Annotated in this window: 26 protein-coding genes and 1 tRNA gene; 12 read left to right on the top strand and 15 right to left on the bottom strand. The window is 63.8% G+C overall.

All coding sequences use genetic code 11. The features are described 5' to 3' along the window. Window positions 1-6: 6 nt before the first annotated feature. The 5 genes from phnK to phnG are packed head-to-tail and all read right to left on the bottom strand — an operon-like array spanning window position 7 to window position 3,864. Window positions 7-810 (bottom strand): phosphonate C-P lyase system protein PhnK, encoded by an 804-nt coding sequence (gene phnK / locus KMZ68_RS13115; protein WP_215611742.1) that lies wholly within the window; start codon window positions 808-810, stop codon window positions 7-9. Then, a complete protein-coding gene (locus tag KMZ68_RS13110) occupies window positions 803-1,687 on the bottom strand; it encodes an alpha-D-ribose 1-methylphosphonate 5-phosphate C-P-lyase PhnJ (protein WP_215611741.1) in 885 nt (294 codons plus the stop codon). Before KMZ68_RS13110 ends, phnK begins: the two co-directional genes overlap by 8 nt. Beyond that, the gene (locus KMZ68_RS13105) at window positions 1,684-2,787 is read right to left on the bottom strand and encodes a carbon-phosphorus lyase complex subunit PhnI (protein WP_215611740.1); all 1,104 of its coding nucleotides are present in this window, start codon (window positions 2,785-2,787) and stop codon (window positions 1,684-1,686) included. Before KMZ68_RS13105 ends, KMZ68_RS13110 begins: the two co-directional genes overlap by 4 nt. A 3-nt stretch (window positions 2,788-2,790) precedes the next feature. Then, entirely contained in the window at window positions 2,791-3,399 is a 609-nt protein-coding gene (gene phnH, locus KMZ68_RS13100) for a phosphonate C-P lyase system protein PhnH (protein ID WP_215611739.1), read from the bottom strand. Between the two features lie 3 nt (window positions 3,400-3,402). Beyond that, window positions 3,403-3,864: a phosphonate C-P lyase system protein PhnG gene (gene phnG, locus KMZ68_RS13095; RefSeq protein ID WP_215611738.1), complete on the bottom strand. Its 462-nt coding sequence runs from the start codon at window positions 3,862-3,864 to the stop codon at window positions 3,403-3,405. Window positions 3,865-3,982: 118 nt separating this feature from the next. On the opposite strand from phnG, the gene phnF reads away from it, so the two are divergent. Beyond that, entirely contained in the window at window positions 3,983-4,711 is a 729-nt protein-coding gene (gene phnF, locus KMZ68_RS13090; protein WP_215611737.1) for a phosphonate metabolism transcriptional regulator PhnF, read from the top strand. 15 nt (window positions 4,712-4,726) lie between these two features. On the opposite strand, the gene phnE (KMZ68_RS13085) is transcribed toward phnF, so the two are convergent. The 4 genes from phnE (KMZ68_RS13085) to phnC form a co-directional block, all read right to left on the bottom strand. Continuing rightward, window positions 4,727-5,581, bottom strand: a complete 855-nt coding sequence (gene phnE, locus KMZ68_RS13085; protein WP_215611736.1) for a phosphonate ABC transporter, permease protein PhnE — start codon at window positions 5,579-5,581, stop codon at window positions 4,727-4,729. Further along, on the bottom strand, window positions 5,578-6,465 hold the full coding sequence (gene phnE, locus KMZ68_RS13080; protein ID WP_215611735.1) for a phosphonate ABC transporter, permease protein PhnE: 888 nt from the start codon (window positions 6,463-6,465) through the stop codon (window positions 5,578-5,580). The genes phnE (KMZ68_RS13085) and phnE (KMZ68_RS13080) overlap by 4 nt, the downstream gene beginning before the upstream one ends. A gap of 68 nt (window positions 6,466-6,533) precedes the next feature. Then, entirely contained in the window at window positions 6,534-7,442 is a 909-nt protein-coding gene (phnD, locus tag KMZ68_RS13075) for a phosphonate ABC transporter substrate-binding protein (RefSeq protein ID WP_215611734.1), read from the bottom strand. A gap of 74 nt (window positions 7,443-7,516) precedes the next feature. Next, the gene (phnC, locus tag KMZ68_RS13070) at window positions 7,517-8,332 is read right to left on the bottom strand and encodes a phosphonate ABC transporter ATP-binding protein (protein ID WP_215611733.1); all 816 of its coding nucleotides are present in this window, start codon (window positions 8,330-8,332) and stop codon (window positions 7,517-7,519) included. A 189-nt stretch (window positions 8,333-8,521) separates the two neighbouring features. Between phnC and KMZ68_RS13065 the strand changes: the two genes are divergently transcribed. The 5 genes from KMZ68_RS13065 to KMZ68_RS13045 all read left to right on the top strand — a co-directional run bounded on the left by KMZ68_RS13065 (window position 8,522) and on the right by KMZ68_RS13045 (window position 14,842). Beyond that, complete coding sequence (locus tag KMZ68_RS13065; protein ID WP_215611732.1) at window positions 8,522-9,190, top strand: transferase hexapeptide repeat family protein; 669 nt, start codon at window positions 8,522-8,524, stop codon at window positions 9,188-9,190. Beyond that, the gene (locus tag KMZ68_RS13060; RefSeq protein WP_215611731.1) at window positions 9,187-10,380 is read left to right on the top strand and encodes an alpha-D-ribose 1-methylphosphonate 5-triphosphate diphosphatase; all 1,194 of its coding nucleotides are present in this window, start codon (window positions 9,187-9,189) and stop codon (window positions 10,378-10,380) included. Before KMZ68_RS13065 ends, KMZ68_RS13060 begins: the two co-directional genes overlap by 4 nt. Before the next feature lie 20 nt (window positions 10,381-10,400). Next, the gene (locus KMZ68_RS13055; RefSeq protein ID WP_215616316.1) at window positions 10,401-11,108 is read left to right on the top strand and encodes a DUF1045 domain-containing protein; all 708 of its coding nucleotides are present in this window, start codon (window positions 10,401-10,403) and stop codon (window positions 11,106-11,108) included. Window positions 11,109-11,250: 142 nt separating this feature from the next. Then, complete coding sequence (locus KMZ68_RS13050; RefSeq protein WP_215611730.1) at window positions 11,251-13,179, top strand: hypothetical protein; 1,929 nt, start codon at window positions 11,251-11,253, stop codon at window positions 13,177-13,179. A 13-nt stretch (window positions 13,180-13,192) separates the two neighbouring features. Next, window positions 13,193-14,842 carry a PEP/pyruvate-binding domain-containing protein gene (locus tag KMZ68_RS13045; RefSeq protein ID WP_215611729.1) on the top strand — a complete coding sequence of 550 codons (1,650 nt, stop codon included), beginning with the start codon at window positions 13,193-13,195 and terminating at the stop codon, window positions 14,840-14,842. A gap of 75 nt (window positions 14,843-14,917) precedes the next feature. Here the strand turns inward: KMZ68_RS13045 and KMZ68_RS13040 are convergent, their stop codons facing one another. Together KMZ68_RS13040 and KMZ68_RS13035 are read right to left on the bottom strand one after the other, a co-directional pair. Further along, a complete protein-coding gene (locus tag KMZ68_RS13040; protein WP_215611728.1) occupies window positions 14,918-16,501 on the bottom strand; it encodes an alkaline phosphatase D family protein in 1,584 nt (527 codons plus the stop codon). Between the two features lie 84 nt (window positions 16,502-16,585). Further along, window positions 16,586-17,449 carry a LysR family transcriptional regulator gene (locus KMZ68_RS13035; RefSeq protein ID WP_215611727.1) on the bottom strand — a complete coding sequence of 288 codons (864 nt, stop codon included), beginning with the start codon at window positions 17,447-17,449 and terminating at the stop codon, window positions 16,586-16,588. A gap of 163 nt (window positions 17,450-17,612) precedes the next feature. On the opposite strand from KMZ68_RS13035, the gene KMZ68_RS13030 reads away from it, so the two are divergent. The 6 genes from KMZ68_RS13030 to KMZ68_RS13005 all read left to right on the top strand — a co-directional run bounded on the left by KMZ68_RS13030 (window position 17,613) and on the right by KMZ68_RS13005 (window position 23,617). Continuing rightward, window positions 17,613-18,773 (top strand): ABC transporter ATP-binding protein, encoded by a 1,161-nt coding sequence (locus KMZ68_RS13030; protein WP_215611726.1) that lies wholly within the window; start codon window positions 17,613-17,615, stop codon window positions 18,771-18,773. 49 nt (window positions 18,774-18,822) lie between these two features. Next, on the top strand, window positions 18,823-19,713 hold the full coding sequence (locus tag KMZ68_RS13025; protein WP_215616315.1) for a carbohydrate ABC transporter permease: 891 nt from the start codon (window positions 18,823-18,825) through the stop codon (window positions 19,711-19,713). Next, window positions 19,710-20,546: a carbohydrate ABC transporter permease gene (locus tag KMZ68_RS13020; protein ID WP_215611725.1), complete on the top strand. Its 837-nt coding sequence runs from the start codon at window positions 19,710-19,712 to the stop codon at window positions 20,544-20,546. The genes KMZ68_RS13025 and KMZ68_RS13020 overlap by 4 nt, the downstream gene beginning before the upstream one ends. A 33-nt stretch (window positions 20,547-20,579) precedes the next feature. Beyond that, the gene (locus KMZ68_RS13015) at window positions 20,580-21,863 is read left to right on the top strand and encodes an ABC transporter substrate-binding protein (RefSeq protein ID WP_215611724.1); all 1,284 of its coding nucleotides are present in this window, start codon (window positions 20,580-20,582) and stop codon (window positions 21,861-21,863) included. Window positions 21,864-21,947: 84 nt separating this feature from the next. Next, complete coding sequence (locus KMZ68_RS13010; protein ID WP_215611723.1) at window positions 21,948-22,772, top strand: phosphodiesterase; 825 nt, start codon at window positions 21,948-21,950, stop codon at window positions 22,770-22,772. Then, entirely contained in the window at window positions 22,769-23,617 is an 849-nt protein-coding gene (locus KMZ68_RS13005) for a phosphodiesterase (RefSeq protein WP_215611722.1), read from the top strand. The genes KMZ68_RS13010 and KMZ68_RS13005 overlap by 4 nt, the downstream gene beginning before the upstream one ends. Before the next feature lie 56 nt (window positions 23,618-23,673). On the opposite strand, the gene KMZ68_RS13000 is transcribed toward KMZ68_RS13005, so the two are convergent. From KMZ68_RS13000 to KMZ68_RS12985, 4 genes are all read right to left on the bottom strand, one after another. Further along, window positions 23,674-23,750: transfer RNA gene (locus tag KMZ68_RS13000), tRNA-Pro, on the bottom strand. A gap of 65 nt (window positions 23,751-23,815) precedes the next feature. Continuing rightward, window positions 23,816-24,304, bottom strand: a complete 489-nt coding sequence (locus KMZ68_RS12995) for a DUF192 domain-containing protein (RefSeq protein WP_215611721.1) — start codon at window positions 24,302-24,304, stop codon at window positions 23,816-23,818. Between the two features lie 171 nt (window positions 24,305-24,475). Continuing rightward, window positions 24,476-25,141, bottom strand: coding sequence for a cold-shock protein (locus KMZ68_RS12990; protein WP_215611720.1), 666 nt, complete (start codon window positions 25,139-25,141; stop codon window positions 24,476-24,478). Between the two features lie 200 nt (window positions 25,142-25,341). Continuing rightward, window positions 25,342-26,103: an SIR2 family NAD-dependent protein deacylase gene (locus KMZ68_RS12985; RefSeq protein ID WP_215611719.1), complete on the bottom strand. Its 762-nt coding sequence runs from the start codon at window positions 26,101-26,103 to the stop codon at window positions 25,342-25,344. Window positions 26,104-26,184: the final 81 nt, after the last annotated feature.

Raw genomic sequence — 26,184 nt, 5'->3', positions numbered from 1 at the left:
GCACGCTCATGCCGGCAGTATCGAGGAAACGAGCAACTGGGTATAGGGCTCGCGGGGATCGTCGAGCACCTGATCGGTCAAGCCGGTCTCGATCACCCGACCGCCCTTCATCACCATCACCCGGTGCGACAGCAACCGCGCCACGGCGAGATCATGGGTGACCACGATGGCCGCCAACCCGAGCTCGCTTACCAGATTTCGCATCAAATCGAGCAGCCGCGCCTGGACCGACACGTCGAGGCCACCAGTCGGTTCATCCATGAAGACGAGCCGCGGCTCGGTCACCAGATTGCGCGCAATCTGCAGCCGTTGCCGCATGCCGCCGGAATAGGTCCGCGGCGCATCGTCGATGCGCGCGGTGTCGATCTCGACGCGCTCGAGCCAGGATGACGCAGTGTCGCGGATGCGGCCGTAGTGATTCCAGCCTACCGCCATCAGCCGCTCGCCGACATTGGCGCCGGCCGATACCGCCATCCGCAGCCCCATGGCCGGATCCTGGTGCACAAAGCCCCAGTCGGTGCGAAACAGGAACCGCCGCTCGGCTTCGCCCAGCGCCGCCAGATCGCGCATCACCCCGTCGCGCATCCGGTACGACACCCGCCCCGCGCTGGGCGCGAGCTGCGCCGACAGCAGTTGCAGCAACGTCGACTTGCCCGATCCGGACTCGCCGACGATCGCCAGCACCTCGCCGGGGTAGAGCGCAAAGGACACGTCACGGCAGGCGGCCAGCCGGCCATAGTCCTTGCCGAGGCCATCGGCCATCAGCAACGGCCGGTCGTTGTCCTGCCCGGCGGTGTAGGTCTCAGCCATGCGCCGTCTCCTTGTGCGGCGTCGCGCTTTCGCTGCCACGATGCCCCTGGGCCTGGCGGGTTTCGCAGTAATCGGTGTCCGAACAGACGAACATCCGGCCGCCCTTGTCGTTGGTGACGATTTCATCGAGATAGGAATCATCGGCCCCGCACAGCGCGCAGGGCGCGTCGAAGCGGTAGCGCGTGAACGGGTGATCCTCGAAGTCGAGCGAGGTGACCTGCGTGTGGGGCGGAATCGCATAGATGCGCTTCTCGCGGCCGGCGCCGAACAGCTGCAGCGCCGGGCAATTGTCCATCTTCGGATTGTCGAATTTTGGCGTCGGCGACGGATCCATCACATAGCGGGCATTGACCTTCACCGGGTAGGCGTAGGAGGTGGCGATGTGCCCGAAGCGGGCGATGTCTTCGTAAAGCTTGACGTGCATCAGGCCGTATTCGCCGAGCGCGTGCATGCGCCGGGTCTCGGTCTCGCGCGGCTCCAGGAAGCGCAGCGGTTCCGGGATCGGCACCTGATAGACCAGCACCTGGCCGCCATGCAGCGGCGCTTCGGGAATCCGGTGCCGGGTCTGGATCACCGAGGCTTCCGCCGTGGACGTCGTGGTCGCGACGCCGGCGGTCCGGGCGAAAAACTTGCGGATCGAAATCGCGTTGGTGGTGTCGTCGGAGCCCTGGTCGATTACCTTCAGTACATCCTGGGGCCCGAGGATCGCCGCCGTCACCTGCACGCCGCCGGTGCCCCAACCATAGGGCATCGGCATTTCCCGGCTGGCGAACGGCACCTGATAACCGGGGATCGCGATCGCCTTCAGGATGGCGCGGCGGATCATCCGCTTCGTTTGTTCATCGAGATAGGCGAAGTTGTAGGCGGGCGCGTTCATTCCGCGGCCTCCTGCATCGGCGGCAACGCTTCCGTCTCGCCGAACTCCTCCCGCAGTTTGCGCAGCAGACCGAGTTCGGACTGGAAGTCGACATAATGCGGCAGCTTGAGATGCTCGACGAAGCCGGTGGCCTGCACATTGTCGGAATGCGACATCACGAATTCCTCGTCCTGGGCCGGCGCGATAATTTCCTCGCCGAGTTCGCGGGCCCGCAGGCTCCTGTCCACCAGCGCCATCGACATGGTCTTGCGCTCGCTCTGGCCGAACGCCAGCCCGTAACCGCGCGTGAAACAAGGCGCCTCAGTGGCCGAGCCCTTGAACTGGTTGACCATCTGGCACTCGGTCAGCGTGACCGCGCCGAGCGGTACGGCAAAGCCGGCATCTTCGGCCATGAACTCCACTTCGACCTCACCGAGGCGAATTTCGCCGGCAAACGGATGGTTCCGGCCATAGCCGCGCTGCGACGAGTAGCCGAGCGCCAGCAGAAAGCCCTCGTCGGCGCGCGCCAGATTCTGCAGCCGCAGGTCGCGATCGGCAGGGAAACTCAGGGGCTCGCGGGTGAGATCGCCGACCGCCGAACCGGCATCGGCCTGCGGCGAAGGTTCGATCAGGCCGTCGCGGCCGAGAATGTCGGTGACGCGCGGCATCACCTCCGGCGACGCCTCCCCGGTCGCAGGCGCCTCCGGCATCGACACTCCCGCCAGTTCCGGATCGAGCAGGCGATGGGTGTAATCGAAGGTGGGCCCCAGAATCTGGCCTCCCGGAATATCCTTGAAGGTCGAGGAAATCCGGCGGCGCACCTGCATCTGCCCGGTATCGACCGGTTCGCTCGCGCCGAAGCGCGGCAAGGTGGCGCGGAAGGCGCGGACCAGGAAGATCGCCTCGATCATGTCGCCGCGCGCCTGCTTCAGCGCCAACGCCGCAAGCTCGCGATCATAGAGCGAGCCTTCCGTCATGATCCGATCGACGCCGAGGCTGAGTTGTCCGGATATCTGATCGAGCGAGAGTTCGGGAACATCGCGATCGCCGCGGCGCTCATGCGCCAGCAGACGATGGGCGTTCTCGATGGCGCGTTCGCCTCCCTTGACGGCGACATACATACTTCAATCTCCCTTCGCGGCGACCCGCGTGGTTCGTGGTATCGCGACAATGGCATCGTCGGCCACCAGGACGACATCGATGCCGCGCGGAAACAACGCGGCGTTGATGGTCAGCCGATCAAACAGGTCCACCGGCTGCAGCGCGGCCCGCAGGATGGCGGTGCCGTCGATGCCGGGGCCGCGCAGTTCGAAGGCGGGCCCCTGCGCCAGACTTTGCACCTGCAGGATCAACGTCGTCGAACGATCGGGATATTCGTTGCTGCCAAAGCCAAAGCGGTCGAGAGCCGGGAGGGTTCGCGCGTCTCCGATGAGCGCAAAACTGCAGACCGACGAATTCGCGATCACCGGCGCACCGGTGTGGAACCTGAGCCATTTGCTGACGTCCGATGTCTCCGACATCCGCGGATCGAGCCAGAGCGGCGTATCGTGATCGAACAGCGTCAGCGCAATCGCGGCGGTTCCGCGCATCATCGCGGCCGGCGCGCCGGCCACGGCCGCGATACGCTGGACACTGCCCGGGCGCGCCATCGCATCCATCACCGACCGGAAGGTCGCCTGCGCGGATAGAACCTTGTCGGCGAAGCCCGCGGGCAGTTCGGCAACCGTCGTCATCGTTCAGCCCTCACCGCGCACCAGCGTGTAGAAATCGACCCGCGTCGCAGCGGTCTCCTGCGCCCTGCGGTTCCGGTCGGAACTCATCGCCGCGCGCAGCGGCGCGACCACGTTTTCTTCCACCGTGCCCGCAAATTCATCCGACTGCACCAAAGCGTCGCACAGCGCTATCATCTGCGCCTTCCGCCTGTCGCGACCGAGCACATAACCAAACCCCACCTCGCCGGTCGAAAGCCGCACCGCGGCGCGCGAGACCGTGGCCTCGCCGAGATTGAACGGCGCGCCGTCGCCGCCGATCCGGCCGCGCAGCATCACGAGGCCATTCTCCGGCTCGCGCAGGCTTTGGTAGGCCGGTGCCGCGATCACGTCGAGACAACGGGCAATCTCCGTCGCATCGGAATTCGCCAGCACCGTCATGGCCGCCTTGCGTAGCGCCTGTTTGCCGTTTTCGCCCGCTGCAGTCATGTCAGCCTTGCCGGAATCAAGTTGTCTATGTTAATAGACAACCTGATAACCAAGCGCCATGACTGTTTCGTGACGGCGGGATGATTTTTCCGATGCCTTTCCCCAACCTTCCCACGCCATGACCATGCAGGATGCAGCCTCCGGGGTGGCGTTGTGGCGGCAGGTCGCCGACGGCATCGAGCGCGGCATCGCCGATGGCAGCTTTGCCTCCGGCGAACGGCTGCCGGGCGAGATCGCAATCGCCGAGACCTACCGCGTCAACCGCCACACCGTGCGCCGGGCGCTGGCGGCCCTGGCCGAGCGCGGCCTGGTGCGCGCCGAGCGCGGCAGCGGCACCTACGTCGAAGCGCCACGCATGGCCTATCCGCTGCGCTCGCGCACCCGGTTCTCCGAGATCGTCGGCGCCGGTGGCCGCGAGCCGCGCGGCCAGTTGATCGGCGCATCCGAAGAGCCTGCGACGCGAGAACTGGCTCGCCAGTTGGGCGTGAAGACCGGCGCGCCGCTGATCCGGATCGAGGCGCTGCGGCTCGCCGACCGTGCGCCGATCTGCGTCGGCACCACCTGGCTTGCAGCGGAGCGCTTCCCCGACGCCGGGCGGATCTATGAGCGCGTGCGCTCGACGACGAAGCTGCTGGCGCATTATGGTGTCCGCGACTATCGCCGCGCCTCGACCCGCGTGGCAGCCGCCATTGTCGACGCCACCGACGCTATCCGGCTCGATCTTGCGCTCGGACGCCCCGTCCTGGTGGTCGACAGCGTTGACGTCGATTCCGACGCCAAGCCGCTCCTGACGACGCACGCACGCTTTGCCGCCGAGCGGATCGAGTTCGTGGTCGAGAACGGCTAGCCTGGCTTTGAGACCTTACGCGATGGCCCGCTGCCCGATGATCGCGAAGCGGAGTTTGCCGGAAATCCAGTCAATCGCCGTTACCGCGATGAGGATCAGCAGAATCAGAAACGATACCTTTTGCCATTCCAGCACCCGGATCTGTTCGGCAAGCTGAAGCCCGATTCCACCGGCTCCGACGATTCCGATAATCGTCGCCGACCGCGTATTCGATTCAAAATAGTAGAGCACCTGACTCAACAAGATCGGAAAGACCTGCGGCAACAATCCAAACCGGACGCCATGGAGATGGTTGCCGCCCGCCGATCGGACCCCTTCAGAGGGGTTCTTGTCGGCAGCTTCGATGGCCTCCGAAAACAGCTTTCCAAAACTCCCAAAGTCGCTGCAGATGACCGCCAGGATACCTGCAAATGGACCCAATCCCACGACACCGACCCAGATGAGAGCCCAGATCAGGGTATCGACACCTCGGATGGTATCGAGGCTGCGGCGCGTCAAGACGTGGACGATCCGGTTCGCAACTACATTGCGCGCCGCCAGCAGGGAAACCGGCAACGCCAACAGTGCTCCGCCCAGCGTGCCCAGAAATGCAATCGACACCGTCTCCCCGAGCGCCCGCAAATATTTCAACGCTTCCGCCAATGACCCGGGATCAGGTGGCAACATAAGCCGAAGGAATCCACCCAGCCTGAACATTCCGTCCGAAAGCCGGTGAAACGGAATGTCGAGCTGGGAAATCCCGAACAGAAAAAGCGCGACGGCCGCGCCGAGGCCTATTGTGATTTTTCCCCTGAGCCACCAGTCCGGGCGGAAAACGTCCGGATAGCGTTCAACGATGGCGGTCTGGCTTTCAAGACTGAACGAATTCACGTGCAGGAGCCCTCCAGCCCAAGGAGGCGGTGGCGCACGCGCTCCGTGAGGAAATCGATCAGCATGACGGTGACGACAATGAGCAGAAGGATAGCGCTGACATCCGTGTAGTAGAATTTGCGGACGGCCTCGATCAAATCCTGTCCGATCCCACCGGCGCCGACGAATCCCATCACTGCCGCGCCGCGCACGTTGATCTCGAATCTCAGCAGGGCGTAGCTTACGAAATTTGAAAGAACCTGAGGCACCGCGCCAAACCGGACAATCTGAATCCAGCTTCCTCCACTCGCCGCCACGCCCTCGATCGGCTTGTTATCGATATTTTCGACAACTTCTGCGAACTGCTTGCCAAGCGCGCCTGTGGTGTGGATCGCAATGGCAAGCACGCCCGGTAGAGGCCCCAGACCGAATGCCAACACAAAGATCAGGGCAAAGACAATCTCCGGCACGGTCCGGCAAACTTCGAGGGCGCGCCGCGTGACAAAAACGATCGCGCGCGACTTGACGAGATTGGCCGATGCGAGGAAGCAGAGAACGAATCCGAGTAGTCCTCCTGCCAAGGTTCCCATATAGGCAATCAGCAACGTATCTCCGAGAAGCCGCGTCCAGCGAGGCAGCCCCCAAAGCCATTCCGAAAGATCCACCCACGCCGACGAGAACGAGAACTTTGGAGCCGTACCGGCAAAATAGGCCGGGAAGCGCCAGAAATTCTCGGAGAACTTCCACAGGTCGACATCGCCCATCCAGCCGGCGGCAAGCGCCGCGGCGATCAGGACCGCAGAGCCCAGCCATATGCGCCGTCGCTTGGCGGCAACCGCAGCCGCGTAGCGATCGGCAAGCTCTTGTAGCCTGGCTTCCGGGAATTCGGGGACCGCTGCTCGCATAGGATTTCCTGGAGAGATAATGGGCAGATCCCGCGATCTGCCCATATCATCTGCCCCCGCAGTTCCGGTCAGGACTTATGTTTGCGTATGCTGTCGACAAACTTGATCAGATCGACCACAGGCTCATAGGCCTTGTGATCCACCTCGACGAAGGGCAGCTGCTTCCCTTCGTAGATCTTGTCGAAAGCAGCCTTGTCCTTCACCGCAACTTCGAGCACGGCCTTTTTGATCGCCGCCTTGAGGTCGGCAGGCAGGCTGCCGAGATATGCCATCGGCGAATTCACAATCTGTTCGGACTTCAGGATGATCTTGAAATCGGCGGCCTTCGCCATGCCCTTGCGTTCCATTCGCAGCAGGTTCGATTCCTTTTCGTCGTTCCACCAGTTGAACGCCGCGTCGCAGGTCCCCTGGGCAAGTCCGATCACCGCGTTTTCATGGCTCCCCGAATAGACGACCTTGGAAAAGAACTTTTCCGGGTCGATGCCCATCTTGTCCATGGCGAAACGCGGCACGTTGTTGCCAGACGTCGAATTCGGATCGACCAGGCAGAGATTCTTGCCTTTGAGGTCCTTGATGTCCTTGTAGTTCGAATCGCTTTTGACATAGAGAACCGAGTAGTAGCCCTTGGTCCCGTCGCCATTTACTTCGATCGCGAACGGCTCGACCTTCGCACCGATAATGTAGGCTCGGGCGTAGGACGCCGGACCGTACATCGCAATGTGGATATTGCCGGCCCGCTGCCCTTCGATGACGGCGGCATAGTCGTTGGCGATCCGCAGCGTGACTTTGGTGCCGAGCTCGCGGGACAGATACTCCGCCAAAGGCGTCCACCGGTTGGTCGTGCCCGAGGCATTCTCATCTGGAACTTTTGCGAAGACCAGTTCAGGATATTTGGCCTTCCAGTCCTGCGCCGATGCGGCGGAAGCCGAGAATGCCAGTCCCGCCGCAGCGGCGAGAATCATACGACGGTTGATCATGACGTCTCCTGTTTTGCAGTGATGAAGCTTGCGGATTTCATTCCCGCACACCTTTTGATTTACAGACGCAGCACTCAGGCCGCAGCAACCGTGCCGAGAGCAGGAAGCGCCGAACCGGCCGGCACAAGCTCCGGCGCCACGCCCATCACCTCATCCGCCTCGAGATCGTAAAGCTCGCGCGCGATGCGGTCGGTCAGCGCCGCAGGCGCGCCGTCGAATACGATCCGCCCCGACGCCATTCCGATCAGGCGGTCGCAGTAGCTGCGCGCCAGATCGAGCGAATGCAGATTGCATACCACCGTGATACCGAAGTGCTTGTTGATGCGCAGCAGCGCATCCATCACGATCCGGGTGTTGCGGGGATCGAGCGAGGCGATCGGCTCGTCGGCAAGTATCATCGCGGGCTGCTGAACCAGTGCGCGCGCAATCGCCACGCGCTGCTGCTGGCCGCCCGAAAGCTGATCGGCGCGCTGCGCCGCAATCGAAGCCATATCGAATTGCTCGAGCGCCGACATCGCGATTGCCTTGTCGTGATCGGGCCACAGCTGCGCCAGCGAACGCCATGCCGGCACCGTTGCGAGCCTGCCCATCAGCACGTTGGTCAGCACGTCGAGACGGCCGACCAGATTGAACTGTTGAAAAATCATCGCCGACCGGGCGCGCCACTGCCGCAGATCCCTGCCGCGCAGCGCGGTGACATCGACGCCTTCGAACAGGATGCGTCCTTCGGACGGCTCGGCGAGGCGATTGATCATCCGCAGCAGCGTCGACTTGCCGGCGCCGGAACGGCCGATCACACCGACGAAGCCGCCGGGCGCAATCGAGAACGACGCATTGTCGACCGCCGCCTTCGTACCGAAACGGCAGGTCAGGCCTTCCACCACCAGCATGCAATGCTCCATTGCCCCAACTGGCACCACCGCTAGCGTCTGGATTCAACAGTTGTGTGACAGTCGCGATGCTGGGAGGTCGCCATCCACAGCCAGGCCGACCGTCATTCATTCGTCATGACACCGTCATCAAGCCCACCGATGACATGCGGACTTCTCCAGCAATCCGCTTCGCCTTCGGGAATCCGCATGACCGGCAAAATGCTCTCGGTTGAACCAACGATTGATCCCACGGCGAAACTGCATGACACGAAGCTCGGCGCCTACTGCGAGGTTGGCGCCCGGACGATCCTGCATGAAGTGTCGATGGACGACTATTCCTACGTCGTGAACGACGCCCAGATCACCTACACGACGATCGGAAAATTCTGCTCGATCGCGGCAATGACGCGAGTCAACCCGGGCAATCACCCCATGCAGCGGGCTTCGCAGGCCCACTTTACCTATCGCGCCAGCGCCTATTTCCCGGGGGAAAGCGACGATGCGGACTTCTTCGAATGGCGGCGCGGGCATCATGTCCATATCGGCCATGACGTCTGGATCGGACACGGCGCCGTCGTGCTGCCGGGCCGCAGCGTCGGCACCGGTGCCGTGGTCGCCGCCGGCGCTATCGTGACCAAGGACGTGCCGGCCTACACTATCGTTGCCGGAAATCCGGCGCGGATCATCAAGCGGCGGTTTCCGGAAGATGTCACCAACCGGCTGGCGGAGCTCGCCTGGTGGGACTGGGACCATGAAACCCTGCGCCGCGCCCTGCCCGACTTCCGCAAACTGGCCGTCGAGGATTTTCTTGGGAGGTATGAGGCTGCGGCGACCTCCGGGCGTTCGCACCCGAGGCAGCGAAGCGCCGCGTCATGACCAGCATATCGATCGAAGGCGGCCAGGCGCTGCTCGGTGGAGAGTTTGTCGAGACCACGTTGCGAATCTCCGGGCGCGACATCGCCGCTCTGGATTCGGCACCGCAACGAGGCACCTCCGGCATCGATGCCAGCGGCCTTAAGGTGCTGCCGGGCATTATCGACCTGCACGGCGATGCGTTCGAGCGCCAGATGATGCCGCGGCCCGGCGTCGACTTTCCCGTTGACGTGGCGCTGGCCGACAGCGACCGGCAGGCGATCGCCAACGGCATCACGACGGTTTTTCATGCCACGACCTGGTCCTGGGAGCCGGGCCTGCGCAGCGCCGACAACGCTCGGCAGCTGCTCGAAGCCATTGAGGCGCTGAGGCCGCAACTCGCGGCGGACACCCGCTTCCACCTGCGCCACGAGACCTATAATCTCGATGCCGAAGCCGAGATCGCCGAATGGCTATCCGGCGGCAGGATCGATCTGTTTGCGTTCAACGACCACATGAATTCCACGGTCGCCAACCTTGCCAAACCGCAGAAGCGAAGCCGCATGGTCGAACGCAGCGGCCTCTCCAGCGAGGCGTTCGATGCCCTGGTTGGGCGCGTCGTTTCCCGCGGTCACGACGTCCCGGCATCGATCGCGCGGCTGGCGCAAGCAGCGCGAGAAGCCGGCGTCCGAATGCTGTCGCATGACGACGAGAGCCCGGCAATGCGCAGGGCATTTAGGGCCCAGGGCGTCAACATCGCCGAATTTCCGGTCAACGAGGAAACCGCGCGCGAGGCGGCTGAAGCCGGCGACTTCATCGTGTTCGGCGCGCCCAATGTCGTGCGTGGCGGCAGCCATACCGGCTGGACCAAAGCCGCCGACATGGTCGCCAAGGGCTTATGCTCGGTGCTCGCCTCCGACTACTACTATCCGGCGCAGCTATTGGCCGCGTTCCGCCTCGCCGCCGACGGCGTATTGCCGCTTGCCGACGCCTGGCACCTGATATCGGCGGGTCCGGCCAGAGCCGCGGGCCTCGCCGATCGCGGGGTACTGGAAGAAGGCCGGCGCGCCGACATCATCCTCGTCGACGATGAGGTGCCGCTGCGGCCGCGCATCGTCGGCGTCCTCGCTGCGGGCCGGGTGGTTCAGCTCACCGAGGCCGACCGCTTGACCCGATTCACGACCTTTCCGCGCAAGGCGGTTGCAGCCGCGTGAGCCGGCTCTATTCTGCTGATATGGCCGACTTTCCGCGCTACGCGATCTACTATGCCCCGGCGCCCGGCAGCGGCCTCGAACGCTTCGGCACACGACTGCTCGGCTATGATGCCTACGGCGGCGAAGACCTGCCCTTTCCGGACGGCATGCTGCAGGAAGTACCGGATTGGCGCGAGCTGACCGGCGATCCGCGAAAATACGGCTTTCACGCCACGCTGAAAGCGCCGCTGGCGCTGGCGCCCGGCAGGAACGAGGCCGAGCTTGTGGCGGCCTGTGCGGCGTTCGCCGCAACGCCCCGGGCAATTCCGGTCATCAGTCCGGTCGTCGGTTCGATCAGCGGCTTTATCGCGGTGATCCCGGCGGATCCGTCACCGGAGCTGATCCGCCTCGCCGCCGATTGCGTCAGTGAATTCGATTCATTCCGAGCGCCGCTCACCGAATCGGATCGCGCCCGGCGCAATCCTTCCGAATTGACAGCGCGGCAGCGCGAACATCTCGATCGCTGGGGATATCCCTATGCGATGGAGGACTTCCGCTTCCACATGACGCTCACGGGCCGACTTGATGCCGCGCGGCGAGATCCGGTCCTGGCGATGCTGGCGGACCGCTTTTCCGCGTGCCGACTGACGACGCTGCCAATCGACCGGATCGCCGTTTTTCGTCAGGAGAACGCCGCCTCCCGATTTCGGGTCGTCGGCCATTGGCAACTGCGCCCAAGCCACACCTGACCGGCCGCCCCTCCTGCCGATGCCAAGCGCCGGCGCGAAGAGCGCGGCACCTTCGTATATGACGTTTCCGTGAATGATCTGGCGCAATGAAACTGTCGCCAATGCCGGGCATATCCATATCCCTCCTTTGGATTGACAAGCCATGAAATCTCAAATCATCGAGCAGCTCGGACAAGCCGACATTCTGCTGCCCTCGCTCGTTGCGGAGGGATTGGCCGCCAACGATCGCGTCAAGGTTCGCATGAGCGCGCTTCAGGCGGCATCACGCCACGCGCAGCAGCCCGACCGCCCGGCCACCGATTTGCATGTCGAATGTCTCGCCGCCGGCATCGCGCCTGCGGCGCTTACGACACTGATCGGCGGCGCGCATTTTGCCGGCGACGGCCGAATGGCTGCACCCAATCTCGCCAGGCTGATGAAGGAAATCCACGACGACGTGACGGCTATGATCCGGGCCGTGAGCGCCGGCAAGCCGTCCGAGGGCGAAACCATGGGTGCGCGGCTCGCGGCAATCCGCGCCGCCGGCACGCTCGAGGCGTCGAATGAAATCGAATTCGCGCGTATCGCCAAATTGACCGGTGTGGCGCAGGACGGCGCCGACAGCCTGCATCGGCTGGTGATGGACCTGCACAAGTCGCTCAACCGGCTGGCCGCCGGTTGCTCCGAGGAAATCCTGGCGGGCGCCCATGTTTTTGGCCTGCACCCCGAGGACCGCGCGCCGGTGGAAAGTTTCATGCAGGGGCTCAACGAGACCCGTGCCCTGAAGTTCGACCATCCTGGCCTCGATACCATGGCGACGCGGTCGGGCGGCCGATTGCTGATTCAAAACGATATCGGGACCACCGATGCCCATGTGGTGGTCATCGCGGTCAAGAGGAACTCAGTAACGGTCACCTATACGGACGTGCATCGGGCGCGTGCGAAGTTCTTCATCGCCCTGTTCGATAAATTCCAGGCGAAATGGAGTGGCCTCGATCGCCATAGCGCGGCCGGTCTCGGCGACGACGACGCCTTCTATCTCGTCACCGGGCAGTATCGGGCCGACAGCGCCGCGGATCGCAACGCCTTCCTGACCGCCCTTGGCGCGGCGCTGGTGTTCCTGATCGACTGGAACAAGGCGCGCAAGCTCCTGCGCAACTGGGTGGCGAAGGACGATGCGGCCCGTATTCTCGAATGGGCCGCCCAGCAACGATTCGGTCACCGCGCCTTCCTCGAGCTCGGCGGCAATGAATTGCTCGGCGCCGCGGTGCGTAATGCAGCACCGGCGCGAATCGGCTTCGGTGAGCGCCTGGACCAGGCGCTCGGACGCAACGCCGCGGTCGATTTCCTCAAGACCGCGATGCGTGTCTCGAGCGAGGCGCTTGGCGCGGGGCAATCGGTCCGGCTGGTGCGCGACCAGATTGAAGCGGATCTGGTCAGACATCTGGAACGCGTCGACAGCACCCTGCTCACCACCGTCCTCCGCCAAGTGGGGTTGGCGCACGATGTGGCCGCCGCCGTCGCTCACCACCTTGCCGCGCTGCAGGCGGGCCGCCCGGCCGACGGTACGCGGCTCGCGGCCCGTGCCGGCCTCATCGAGCGCAAGGCCGATCGCATCGCAATCGAGGCCCGCAAGGAAGCGACCCGTCTCAATGCCGGCCCCATCATTGAACAATTGGTGGACCGCGTCGAGGAAACCGTCGATGAGCTGGAACAGGCGGCATTCATCGCCTCGCTGGCGCCGGCCGGGATCGATCCGCCGTTACTACGGGCACTTGCCGCGTTGTGCGCCGTCGCCACGACAGCGACGGAGGCCGCCGCTTCGGGGCTTGCGGCCGCGATCGAAGTCCCGGAGGGCCGCCGCGCCGACTCCGAAGACGCGCTGGCCGCAGTCGTCCGTTTGATCGATGCCGAGCACGCCGCAGATTCACGGGAACGCGATGTCACCACGCAAGTCTTCGCCGGCGGCTACGACGTCGCGACGTCGCTCTCGGTTCTCGAGCTTGCCCGCGCCATCGAGCGCGCCACCGACCGGCTCGCAGGATTCGGGCATCTGCTGCGCCGGCACGTCATGACCGATCTGTCAGCCTAGGAAGGGCCAGCCTATGCATATTGTGCGTATCGGCGGTGTTTCGACCGAACAACATTCCGCCGACGCGATCGGCGCCAAAGCCGCCAACCTGGCGCGGATGGCCGCCCTCGGTCTGCCGGTGCCGCCGGCCTTCGTGCTCCCGGTCAAGCTCTGCGCTGCTATCATCGACGGGGATGCGCATGCCGAGCGCCACCTGCGCGACAGACTGAAGGAGGGCATCGAGTTCCTCGAGAGCGCGACCGGAAAACGCTTCGGCGACGTCCGTCAGCCACTGCTGGTTTCGGTGCGGTCGGGAGCGGCGCGATCGATGCCGGGCATGCTCGACACCGTGCTCGACGTGGGCTGCACGTCGACCGCCGTGCAAGGCCTGATCCGGTCCGGCGGCCGGCCGCGACTGGCATGGGATTGCCGGCGGCGCTTTCTCGAGAGCTACACCGAAACGGTGCTGGGCCTCGATCCCGGGCCGTTCGCGGCGCACCTCGCCGAACTCATCGCCAGCGAGGGCGTCACTGACGACCGTGAACTCGATAGCGAGGCGCTCGAACGTCTCGCCGGCGACCAACAGGCGATGATCGAGGATCGCGACGACGACTGGCTCGAGGATGCGACGGCGCAACTCGACAGCGCGGCGAGGGCCGTATACCGGTCCTGGATGAGCGAGCGGGCGCAGGCCTACCGCCGTCTCCAGAGACTCGACGATCTCCGTGGTACCGCGGTCACGGTTCAGGCCATGGTATTCGGCAATGGCGGGCTTTCATCCGGGGCCGGCGTCGCGTTCTCGCGGGATCCTTCAACCGGCCAGCCGCAGCCTATGATCGACCTCGTGCTCGATGCCCAGGGGGAAGACGTAGTTTCGGGGCGCCGGACGCCCGACACGGAAGAGACCTTCGCCCGCGCGATGCCGACGATCGCGGCCGCACTCAAGGAAATTCTCAAGCGCCTCGAACGCGAGTTCGGCGACGTCCAGGACGTCGAGTTCACGATCGAGGACGGCAAATTGTGGATTCTCCAGACGCGTTCGGCGAAGCGGACGCCGCGTGCGGCGATCCGGATCGCCATCGACCTCGTGAACGAGGGACTGATGACCCGGTCCGAAGCGCTGCAGCGGCTCGACGGCATCGATCTTGCCGCCCTCGTCCAGGTCTCGCTGGCATCGGCGGACGATCCCGTCACGGTCGGAATCGGCGCGTCGGGCGGCATCGCGGTGGGACGCGCGGCGTTCTGCTCCGAAAGCGCCCAACGCCTGGCAGCCGCAGGTGACCCGGTGATTCTGATGCGACCCGATACCAGCACCGCCGACGTCGCGGGTTTTGCCGTCGCGGCAGGCATTGTGACATCGGTAGGCGCCCGCACCGCGCATGCAGCGCTGGTCGCGCGCCAGATGGGGAAGCCCTGCGTCGTCGGATGCAGCGGCATGACGATCGACGGCGCCGCCGACCGCGCGCAGCTCGCAGGCACGACGATATCGGGAAGCGACTGGATCACCATCGACGGCGACAGTGGCAAGCTCTATCTGGGCCGACGCGAGACGATCGCGACGCGGCCCGAGGCAGAGCTTGCTGAAATAGCGAGCTGGCGATCCGGCACTGGTGACGACCATCTTCGGAAGTCAAAGGCGGTCCCGCCTCGGACCAGGCGAAAAGAGATGCAGGCCGGTCAATAGAACGCCGCTTCGGGGGGATTGCATCATGGCGAGCACGCGATTGGCGGTACCTGCCGTGGGGCTGCGCCAATCGGCTCAATACTGAGCCAAGGTTCGGGCCGGTCGCGCGTCCGGCCGCGGCTCGATGTCGACAGACCACAGGTCCCGATCGTCGACGTCCTTCAATGTCACCGTCATGACCTCCGATCGGCCGTCGATATCGACGCGGCCGAAGAACTGCAGTCCGAAACACGGCGCGAGGTTCTCGCCCTGCTCTGCGCTGCAGCCCTTTTGAAACGCCGCCACCGGACCGAATGTATTATCCAGTTGGCCGGGCGCCCAGGTCCCGGCATGCAGCGGGCCGGAGACGAATTCCCAGAACGGCTCGAAATCCCTGAATACCGCGCGGTTCGGATCGTAACGGTGCGCGGCCGTATAGTGCATATCGGCGGTCAGCCACACCGTATTCCTGATGCCGGCGCGCTTCATGAACGACAACAGATCGGCAATTTCGTTTTCGCGCCGCTCCGGCGGGCCATTGCCAAGTGCAATCGCATCTTCGCTGATCAACCCGATCGGCAGGTCTGCGGCGATGACCTTCCAGGTCGCATTCGAGGCCGCGAGCTCTCGCTTCAGCCAGGCCAGCTGGACCGCTCCGAGGACGCAGGTGTCGCTGCGGTCGTCGCGTTTGTTCCATGTCGAATCGCGGTAGCTGCGCATGTCGATCAGGAAGACGTCGAGCAGCGGCCCGTATCCGATCCGGCGATAGAGGCGGCCCGCCTGCGTCGGCACCTTGCGGATCGGCATGAACTCGTGAAATGCGCGGGCTGCCCGAGCCACCAGTTTCGACGTGCCGTCCTCGGCATATCCGGTCTCATCGGTGGTTCCGAGCGGCGACCAGTCATTGGTCACTTCATGATCGTCCCACTGCGCGAGCATCGGCACCTGCGCGTTGAAGGCGCGCAAATTCACGTCGAGCAAGTTGTACTTGTAGTTGCCGCGAAACTGCGCGAGGCTGTGCGCGACAACGGATTTCTCTTCCGTGACGATGTTCCGCCAGATGTTGCCGTCCGGCATTTTCAGTTCGGACGGGATCGGACAATCGGCGTAGATGTGATCGCCGGAATGAATGAAGAAGTCCGGATGATTTTCGAGCATGGTCCGGTAAGTTCGCATGCCGCCACGGGAGGGATCGATGCCCCAGCCCTGGCCCGCGGTATCGCCCGACCAGACGAACGAGATCGAGCGGCGCTCAACGGGCGCCGTGCGGAAATGCCCGGTCTGCGCTTCGCCCGCGATCCCGGTCTCGGTGATATCTTCGAAGCGCACCCGATAGAAGATGTCATGCCCGGGCGGCAGGCCCTCGATCAGCAATTTTGAAGTAAAGTCGGAATCCGGCAACGCTTCCGACGATGCGACGCCAATGATGGTCCTGAAACTTTCATCGGTGGAGCACTCCACCAGCATGCGCGCCGGCCGATCGGCTCTCGCCCATATGACAGCGGAATCGGCTGCGACATCACCCGATGCAATTCCGCCTGCAATCCGCGGGCGATCCGCGGCGCGGCTCAGATAGGGAATCGCGAGGCCTCCCATCCCCGCCAGCGCGACCGTCGATGCTGAACGGACCAGCAACTGCCGTCTGGTCAGAAAGTGTTTCGCGCGTATTGCAAAAGTCATCCCCGGCGCCCTCGTCGAATCGCGACGAAGGGTGCCCGCTCAACTTGACTCTGGGCCGAAGGTTTTGCGACAGGCCGATGACCCCTATGGCAGCAGGCTGCGAGAGTGAAAGAACAATTCCACGAGCTTTCCCTTCGCGCCGATCAGCGAGAAAATATACTCGGGCAGTTCAACGTCCATTTCCGTCACCACGACTTTCGCGATCCGATCGATGCGGCTTGACCCGTGCTCCCAGATAAACCCGATGCCGAGCTGGTTCGCCACCGCCTCCAGCATGCCTTCCCTTGTATTGACGACGATCGCGGGCTCGGGCCGCAGTCCTGCTGCACGGAAAGCCTTGTCTACGACGCGTTGGGTTGAGGAATTTCCGGTGCGGAACACCAGAGGGTACTGCATCAATTCGGCGATCGGCACCTGGCACCGATTTAGCGGATGCCCGGGATGGCAAATCGCGACGACCCGCTGGCTGAGGCAAACCTCCGATCGAAAGCGGCGATCCTGGGGTACTTCGGGGAGTACTGCGACGTCGACGCGCCGGTCGATAACGGCGGCCACGATGTCCGACCAGTTACCGATTTCAACGCGAATCTGGATTTTTGGATAGACCCCCTTGAACGAGGAAATGAGCGCCATTCCCGGCATCGAGTTACCGAGCCCGACGCGCAGTTCACCTCCCGCCAATTCCTCACGCTGCTCGAGGATCGCGACCGCATCGGCTTCCATCGCTTGGATTCGGTTGGTCGCCGCATAGAGCTGACGGCAAAGCGGGGTTGCCACCAGGCTATGGCCATGCCGATCAAAAAGCCTGACATCGAACTCGGACTCGAGTTCGCGAACCAACTGCGCGATCGAAGGCTGCGAGACGCCGAGACGTCTTGCCGCAGCCGAAAAATTACCGGCTTCAAAGACCGCATTGACGGCACGCACGCGCGAAGACGTCAAAGCCATTTCAATTCAAGCCTCCAGCACCGATCGCCTCCCATGGCGCTCGGGAATGAGCCAGAGGGAAAGGTTGGGTTGAAGATAGGGAAATCCTTTGACTGTTATGTGACTGTCAAGCGCCTCCCCTAATCATCGCCCATTGCTGCATTGCAGTTGGGGCACCGACGAAATGGCGAAGATCGAACTGAGAGCAATTCGCAAGACATTCGACTCGACGGAAATCCTGAAGGGCATCGATCTTGCGATCGAGGACGGCGAATTCATCGCGCTGATCGGCCCCTCCGGCTGCGGCAAGTCGACTTTGCTGCGTGTCATCGCCGGTCTGGAGCCCCAGAGCTCCGGTGAGGTACGTATTGAAGGCGTTCAGGTCGACGGTATCAGGCCCAGCGCCCGCAACCTCGCGATGGTGTTTCAGTCCTACGCGCTGTATCCGCACCTGACCGTGTTCGACAATATTGCCGTGCCGCTGCGGATGCGACGCCATTCCGCGCTGGCGCGCACGCCCCTGGTCGGCCGGCTCCATCCCGGCCGCGCCAGCACCGAACGCGGCATCCGCGAAGAGGTCGAGCGCGTTGCCGCCCAACTCGAACTTTCGGGGCTGCTCAAGCGCAAGCCGGGACAACTGTCCGGCGGCCAGCGGCAGCGTGTCGCCGTCGGCCGCGCCATCGTACGCCAGCCGGTCGGCTTTCTGTTCGACGAGCCGCTGTCGAACCTGGACGCCAAACTCCGGGTGCATATGCGCACGGAGCTCGCGCAACTGCACCGCCAACTGAAGGCCACCTTCGTCTACGTCACACATGACCAGGCCGAAGCGATGACGATGTCGAGCCGCATCGCGGTCATGATCGGGGGCCACATCGTTCAGATCGGAACGCCGGCCGAGGTCTACGAAAATCCCCAGGATATCCGGGTCGCGGAATTCGTCGGCAGCCCCAAGATCAACGCCCTGCCCGGTGTCGTCCGCGACGACGGCGGCCTGGAGGTACTGGGACGGCCGCTTGGCCTGAGCACCCCGGCCGCGGCGGGCCGCTGCTCGGTCTGCGTGCGCCCGGAGCGCATGGAGCTCGGCGCCGGCCCGGGCGCCATTACCGGCACCGTCGTGCATCTGGAAAACCTCGGCGCGGAGGCATTCGTTCACGTCCGGGTCGATCGCATCGACCTGCCCTTGCTCGCGCGGGTCAGCCCCGACCGGCCGCTGCCGGCGATCGGAAGCGCGATCCACCTCGGCTTTTCCGCCAGCGCCGTCAGGGTATTCGACACCGCCGGCAAGCGCATCGAGGTCGCGGCGCCGGTTCGCAGCGGGCGCGTGCGGGAGAAGGCCCTTGGCTGATACCCTCATCGCGACAGCGATTCCGGCCGGCCGCCGAGCGGTCGCAACGATGCAGCCAAGGACGCAAGGCCAAAACCGCTCGCGGCCTGCGCTGGCGATGGCGGCACCCGCCTTCGTCCTGATGTGCCTGCTGCTGCTCGGGCCGCTGCTCGGCGTCATCGCGCTGTCGTTCACCGACTACCAGCTCGGAAGCCCGCAATTCTCCTGGATCGGCCTTGCGAACTATCAGGAGATGTTTGCCGACAGGGTGTTCTGGATCTCGCTGCGCAACACACTGACCTATGTCGCGATCGTGGTGCCCGCAGCAGTGGCGCTGGGACTCGGCGTGGCGCTCTTGATCGAGAGCGGCAGCAGCTTGAGGGCGTGGTATCGCACCATCTACTTCCTGCCGGTGATGGCAACGCTGATTGCGATGTCGATCGTCTGGGAATTCATGCTGCATCCGCAGTTCGGCCTGGTCAACGGACTGCTGCACGGCATGGGGCTCGAGGGTCACAGCTGGCTGCAGGACCGCCGCACCGCGCTCTATGCGCTCTGCGTGATCGGCATCTGGCAGGCGCTCGGCTTCAACATGGTGCTGTTTCTCGCCGGCCTGGTGTCGATCCCCAAGCAGCTCTACGACGCCGCCGAAATCGACGGCGCGCACGGCGCCTGGGCGCGATTTCGGCTCGTGACTTGGCCAATGCTGGGACCGACCACCGTGTTCGTCGTGGTCATCACCGGTATCCGCTCGTTTCAGGTGTTCGACACCGTCCATGTGCTGACCAAGGGCGGACCGTCGAAATCATCCGAAGTTCTGATCCACACCATGTATGTCGAGAGCTTCGAGTTCTTCCGCTCGGGCTATGGCGCAGCACTGACCGTGGTATTCTTGGTGTTCGTGCTGCTGCTGACGCTGGTCAAGTCGGCGCTGGCGAACCGCGGAGTGCATTACGCATGACGCCGCACCGCCGCACCGTCGCCTGGTCCGCCGCGCGGCATGTGCTGCTGTTATGCGGCGCCGCGTTCATCCTGCTGCCGTTCCTCTGGATGATTTCGACGGCGTCGAAGCCGCAGACCGAAATCTTCACCACCAATATCCACTTCATCCCGCACAGCTTCGCGCTGTGGGACAATTTCGCCGTGGCCTTCGGCAAGGCCAATCTGTGGCGGTTCCTGATAAACGGCGTTGTGGTCACGGTATCGATCTTCACCCTGCAGGTGCTGATCGCGCTGCCCGCCGCCTATGCGCTGGCCAAGCTGCGGTTCGCCGGCCGTGAAGTGTTGTTCGCACTGGTGCTGTTCTGCATCCTGATTCCGCCGCAGGCGATCGCGATCCCGGTGTTCCTGCTGTTTCACAAGCTCGGAATCCTGGACAGCTATGCGGCGCTGATCGTGCCCTTCACGATCTCGGCGTTCGGGATCTTCCTGATGCGGCAATTCTTCAAGACCGTGCCGGACGACCTGATCGAGGCCGCACGGATGGACGGCATCTCCGAGTTCGGCATCGTCTGGCGCGTGATGCTGCCGACCGCGATTCCGGCCCTGACCGCCTTCGGCATCTTCTCGGTGGTCGCACACTGGAACGACTATTTCTGGCCGCTGATCGTGCTCAACAGCGAACATTTGCGGACGCCGCCGCTCGGCGTCGCCAGCTTCCGCAACGAGGAAGCCGGCACCAATTACGGCCCGCTGATGGCGGCCGCCATCGTCATCATCGCGCCGCTCGTCGTCGCGTTCCTGCTTGCCCAACGCCGGTTCATCGAGGGCATCACGCTGACCGGCATCAAATAGACCTCAGGTGCAATCGTAACGAAGGAGATATCGATGTTGAAGAGAATGACTGTCGCTGCACTAGCGGTGCTTGCCAGCGTCGCCGGCGCACACGCCCAGAGCCAGACCGAAGTGGTGCTGCAGTATCCCTACCCGGAACTGTTCACCGAGACCCACAAGAAGATCGCGGAAGAGTTCGCCAAGGTCAGGCCGGACATCAAGGTGACGCTGCGCGCACCTTATGAATCCTACGAGGACGGCACCCAGCGCGTGCTGCGCGAGGCCGTCACCAGCCAGATGCCCGACGTCAGCTTCCAGGGCCTCAACCGTATCCGCGTGCTCGTCGACAAGAGCATTCCCGCTCCGCTCGACGGCTACATCGCTGCCGAAAAAGATTTCGACAAGCAGGGCTTCCACCAGGCCATGTTCGACATCGGCACCTCCAGCGGCAAGGTTTACGCGCTGCCGTTCGCGATCTCGCTGCCGATCGTCTATGTCAATCTCGATCTCGCCACGAAGGCCGGCGCCGATCCTGAGAACCTGCCGACGACGTGGGACGGCATCATCGATCTGGCCAAAAAGATCAAGGCCAGCGCGCCCGACGTCAACGGCATCACCTATTCCTGGGACATCACCGGCAACTGGCTGTGGCAGGCGCCGGTGTTCTCCCGCGGCGGCTCGATGCTGAACGCCGATGAGACCAAGGTGGCGTTCAACGGCCCGGAAGGCCAGTTCGCTATCCGGACGCTGGCGCGCCTCGTCAGCGATGGCGGCATGCCCAACCTCGATCAGCCCGCAATGCGCGCGGCGTTCGCCGCCGGCAAGACCGGCATCCACGTCACCTCGACCTCGGACCTGAACAAGGTGACGCAGATGATCGGCGACAAGTTCAAGCTGAAGACGCATACCTTCCCCGACGTCGTGAGCCCGAACGGCCGGCTGCCGGCCGGCGGCAACGTGGTCATGATCCTCGCCAAGGACAAGGCCAAGCGCGACGCTTCCTGGGAGGTAGTAAAGTTCTGGACCGGCCCAAAGGGCGCGGCGATCATGGCCCAGACCACCGGCTATATGCCGCCCAACAAGGTCACCAACGAAGTCTATCTGAAGGACTTCTACGTCAAGAACCCGAACAACTACACCGCGGTCAAGCAGCTGCCGCTCCTGACCAAGTGGTACGCATTCCCGGGCGACAACGGCCTGAAGATCACCGACGTCATCAAGGACCACCTCAACACCATCGTCAGCGGCACGCGCACCAAGGAGCCCGATGCCGTGCTCGCCGACATGGCCGCCGACGTGCAGAAACTGCTGCCGCGATCGGTCGGCTCGGCGCGCTGATCTGCGCACCCGGGCACGCGCCCGCCTTGACCCAATACAGCGGGGTGCCACGGCGCCCCGCTGACGATCGCAGCGAGGTTCACCATGAAGCTCATCCATCTAAGCGACATCCATCTGACCGCCCCCGGAAGCACCATCGGCGGCCGCGACCCCCGCCATAATTTCGAACGGGCGCTCCGGCACGTCGTTGCGGACCACAGCGACGCCGAGCTGATGGTGATAACCGGCGATCTATCCGACTGGGGCGACCGGGCGGACTACGAGTGGTTGCGAGGCCGGCTCGACGGCTTTCCGCTTCCGGTCCGGCTCTGCATCGGCAATCACGACAACCGCGAGGACTTCCTCGGCGTCTTCCCCGAATATGCCGAGTCCGATGGCTTTGCGCAGGGATTTCAAGACACTGCCGCCGGCCGCTGCCTGTTTCTCGACACCACCGAACCCCAAACCCATGCCGGCCGCTATTGCCCACCGCGGCAGGACTGGCTCGAGCAGCGGCTGTCCGAACATGACGGGCCGTTTCTGCTGTTCATGCATCACAATCCGATGCCGACGCATCTCGGCCCGATGGACCAGATCCGGCTCCTGGACGACGCGGCGTTCCGCCGGATCGTCGGACGGCACCGCGACAAGATCCGGCACATCTTCTTCGGTCATTGCCACCTGCCGCTGGGCGGCTCGGTAGCCGGCGTACCCGCCACCTCGCTGCGCGGCACCAATCACGCCAGCTATCCCCTGTTTTCGGAGAAGCTGATGCTGAGCGCGTCCGACCTGCCGGAAGCCTATGGCGTCGCGTTCGTCGGCCTCGACTATGTCACCGTGCACATGGTCGAGTTCGGCTACCAGGGAGCAATCCGGACCGAGGGATCGCCGGATTTTGCAATGTGGAACCGGGAGACCATGCAGCGATGAAATTTGTCATCCTCACCGATACGCATTTCGTCCCGCGCGGCAGAAAGCTGTACGGGCTCGATCCGGCCCAACGCCTCGCTATCGCGGTCGAGAAGATCAACGCGACCCACAAGGACATTTCCTTCGTCATCGTGTCCGGCGACCTCGCGCATTGGGGCGAACAGGCGGCCTATGCCAGTCTCGCCGGCGTGCTCGCAGGGCTCGACGCCCCCACCATCCTGATGATGGGAAACCATGACAAACGCGCGGCTTTCCGGGCCGAATTTCCAGGCGCCGATCGCGATGCCGACGGCTTCGTACAGGCCGTGCATATCTTCGACGCCGCGACCATCGTCACGCTGGATACGCTGAACGAGGATACGCCTGACCATGCCGGAATCCTGTGCGATGTGCGGCTGCATTTTCTGGCCGATGCGCTCGGCTCCGCACCTGCCGACCGGCCGCTATTGCTGTTCCAGCACCATCCGCCGTTCGACAGCGGCCTGCGCTATATGGACACCATCAAGCTCGCCAACGGCGAGGCCGAATGGGACGTCATCGCCCGCACCCGCAAGCCCGACCATATGTTCATGGGCCATCTGCACCGGCCGATCGCCGGAACCTGGCGCGGCATACCCTTCCATATCCAGCGCGCGTTGACCCATCAGGTCGCGTTCGATTTCGAGACCGAGGGCCACATCCCGGGAACGCATGAGGCGCCGGACTACGCCCTCGTCAACGTGGATGCTGGAAACATCGTCATCCACCAGTGCTCGTTTCTTTACGATGGTCCTGCGTTTTCGCTGCACGACGCGAAGGCACAGCTCTCTCAGTCGCCCAACGAACTGGCCGAGGCTACTATCTGACAGCTAAAGCGCCCTGAAAATCCGCAGCGCCAACCATTTGAAGAAACGAAGCTATTTGGTCGGGGCAGCTGGATTCGAACCAACGACCTGCAGTACCCAAAACTGCCGCGCTACCAGGCTGCGCTATACCCCGATTGTTGGGAAACCATGTCGTTACACGCTTCAAGCCCTGCCAGCAAGGCGGCTTGCGGCTGGCCCTCAGCGGCGATTGAACAGCGGATGGGCCACCTTGTCGCCGGGCGCGATGCCGTATTTTTGCGCCGTGCCGGCGATCACCTCCAGCACCCCCTTGGCGAGCCCGCCCGACGAGATGATCTTGGTGGACTCCGGCTCAGTATTCTCGGCAATGCGCAGGATCCGGCCGTCGGCGCGAATGAAGATCATGTCGAGCGAGATGTAGGTGTTCTTCATCCACATCGATATCTGCTGCTCCGGCGAGAAGTCGAACAGCATCCCCTTCCCGTCCGGCAATTCCTTGCGGTACATCAGGCCGGTTTGCTTCTCCTCGTCGGTCGTCGCCATCTCGACCGAGAACACATGCACGCCGCTCTTGGTGACGATCTCCAGCGGCTGGATACTCGCTGCATGCGCGCCGAAACCGGCCAAAGCGCAAAATGCGAGCGCCGCGGCCAAAGGCCAGAACCATGCGTCGGCGCGACGCCGGGCAACGCTTGAATCAGAACTCATCGAAAACGCTCACCGAAAACCCAAGAGGAATTTCAAGAGAAACTTCAAGAGGAACCCGAAGAGGATCCGAGCGAATCCTAGCCCAACGATCATGGCAAATACCAGACCTACGGAACCGCGTGCGCCGGCATTTTCGATTGCCGGCTAACGCTTCCGTGAGGTGGCGTGCGATCAGTGGGAGGAAAGCCCGGGCGAGCCGGTTTCCGGCTGGATTTCGGCGGCCATCATGCCCTTGGAGCCGGGCCCGAACCGCACCAGCACGTACTGGCCGGGGCGCAGCTCGGTCATCCCGAAGCGGCGCAGGGTTTCCATATGCACGAAGATGTCCGGCGTACCCTCGCCGCAGGTCAGGAAGCCGAATCCGCGCAACCGGTTGAACCATTTGACCTGCGCCCGCTCCAGCCCGCTGGTCGGGGTGACGCTGACATGGGTCCGCGGCGGCAGCATCTGCGCCGGGTGGATCGCGGTGGACTCATCCATCGAGAGGATGCGGAACGCCTGATAGCCTTTTTGGCGCTGCACGCATTCGCAGACGATCCGCGCGCCTTCGTAGGCGGTCTGAAAGCCGTCGCGCCTGAGCACGGTAACGTGCAGGAGCACGTCCGCCCAGCCGTTGTCGGGGACGATGAAGCCGTAGCCCTTCGAGGCATCGAACCATTTGATGACGCCGGAGATTTCGACCAGGTTGGCAGCGGCATCGCCGAGCCCCGACAGGGCGTCCACCGCCGGGTCGCGCCCGCTATTAGCTGCAAACTCGCCAGGCCCAAGCCGGGCTGGTCCGGTCCCGACTGACGCCGGTCCCCCGAGCTTCTTGGACTCAAATCCGTCCGACCCCATGACCCCGGACCCCACTCATCATCGACGACCCCGTCACCGCTGCGACGCCGCCGGAACACGCGCCCATCAATGACAATTCATGATGACGCCACGCGAATCTCTCGAATCAAAAGATAACACTCCCGCTTGCGGCGCATAGATAAAAAACAAATTCATGTGGAACTATGAACAGCCTTGCGCGGCTGCGAATCAAACGGGCATCAATTGCCCACGAACGGTCCCAGCGTCTCCCCGATGTCGTGCCTGATCACGAGATCGGCAATGTCGTCCTGTTCGGTGGGCTCGTTGTTGATGATCACCAGCCGGGCGCCGCAGTTCTTGGCGATCATCGGAAAGCCGGCAGCCGGCCACACCACCAGCGACGATCCGATCGCGATGAACAGGTCGCAATGCTGGGCAAGCTCGGTGGCGCGCCGCATGGCGTCTTCCGGCATCGCCTGCCCGAAGGAGATGGTGGCGGTCTTGACCGGCTCGTCGCAATCGGCGCAATCCGGCGCGCCGCCGGTCTCCTCGAAGCGCAGCTTCGCCCACGCCAGATCGTAGGCCTTCCCGCAGCCGATGCAGCGGGCATAGGTGGTATTGCCGTGGAGTTCGATCACGTGCTCGTCGGCGAAGCCCGACATCTGATGCAGGTTATCGATGTTCTGGGTGACGATGGCGGGGATCTTGCCGGCCCTGTAGAGCGAAGCGAGCGCCCGGTGGCCGCGGCCGGGTTTCGCCGCGGCAAAGGTAGGCTCCATCGCAAAGCGCCGCCGCCATGCCTCGTCGCGGGCGTCCGGACTGGCGACGAATTCGTCGAACGGGATCGGGCGGTTCCTGGTCCACAATCCGCCCGGCGAACGGAAATCAGGAATGCCGCATTCGGTGGAAATGCCGGCGCCGGTGAAGGGAACGATAGTAGAGGCCTCGGCAAGCATGTCGCCGAGCTGTTCCACGCCGCTGCGAAGATCCTTGGCGATCATGAGCAAACATCCGAAAAACCGGCGGTGCTAATTATAGCACGGCCGGTCGGATTGCTAAGTCGAGCGCAGGACCGGCGCGCC

Origin of the sequence: Bradyrhizobium sediminis (assembly GCF_018736105.1) — a bacterium.
Lineage (GTDB): Bacteria > Pseudomonadota > Alphaproteobacteria > Rhizobiales > Xanthobacteraceae > Bradyrhizobium.
The sequence above is the reverse complement of the archived record's forward strand: the minus strand, read 5'-3'. Positions and strand labels throughout refer to the sequence as shown.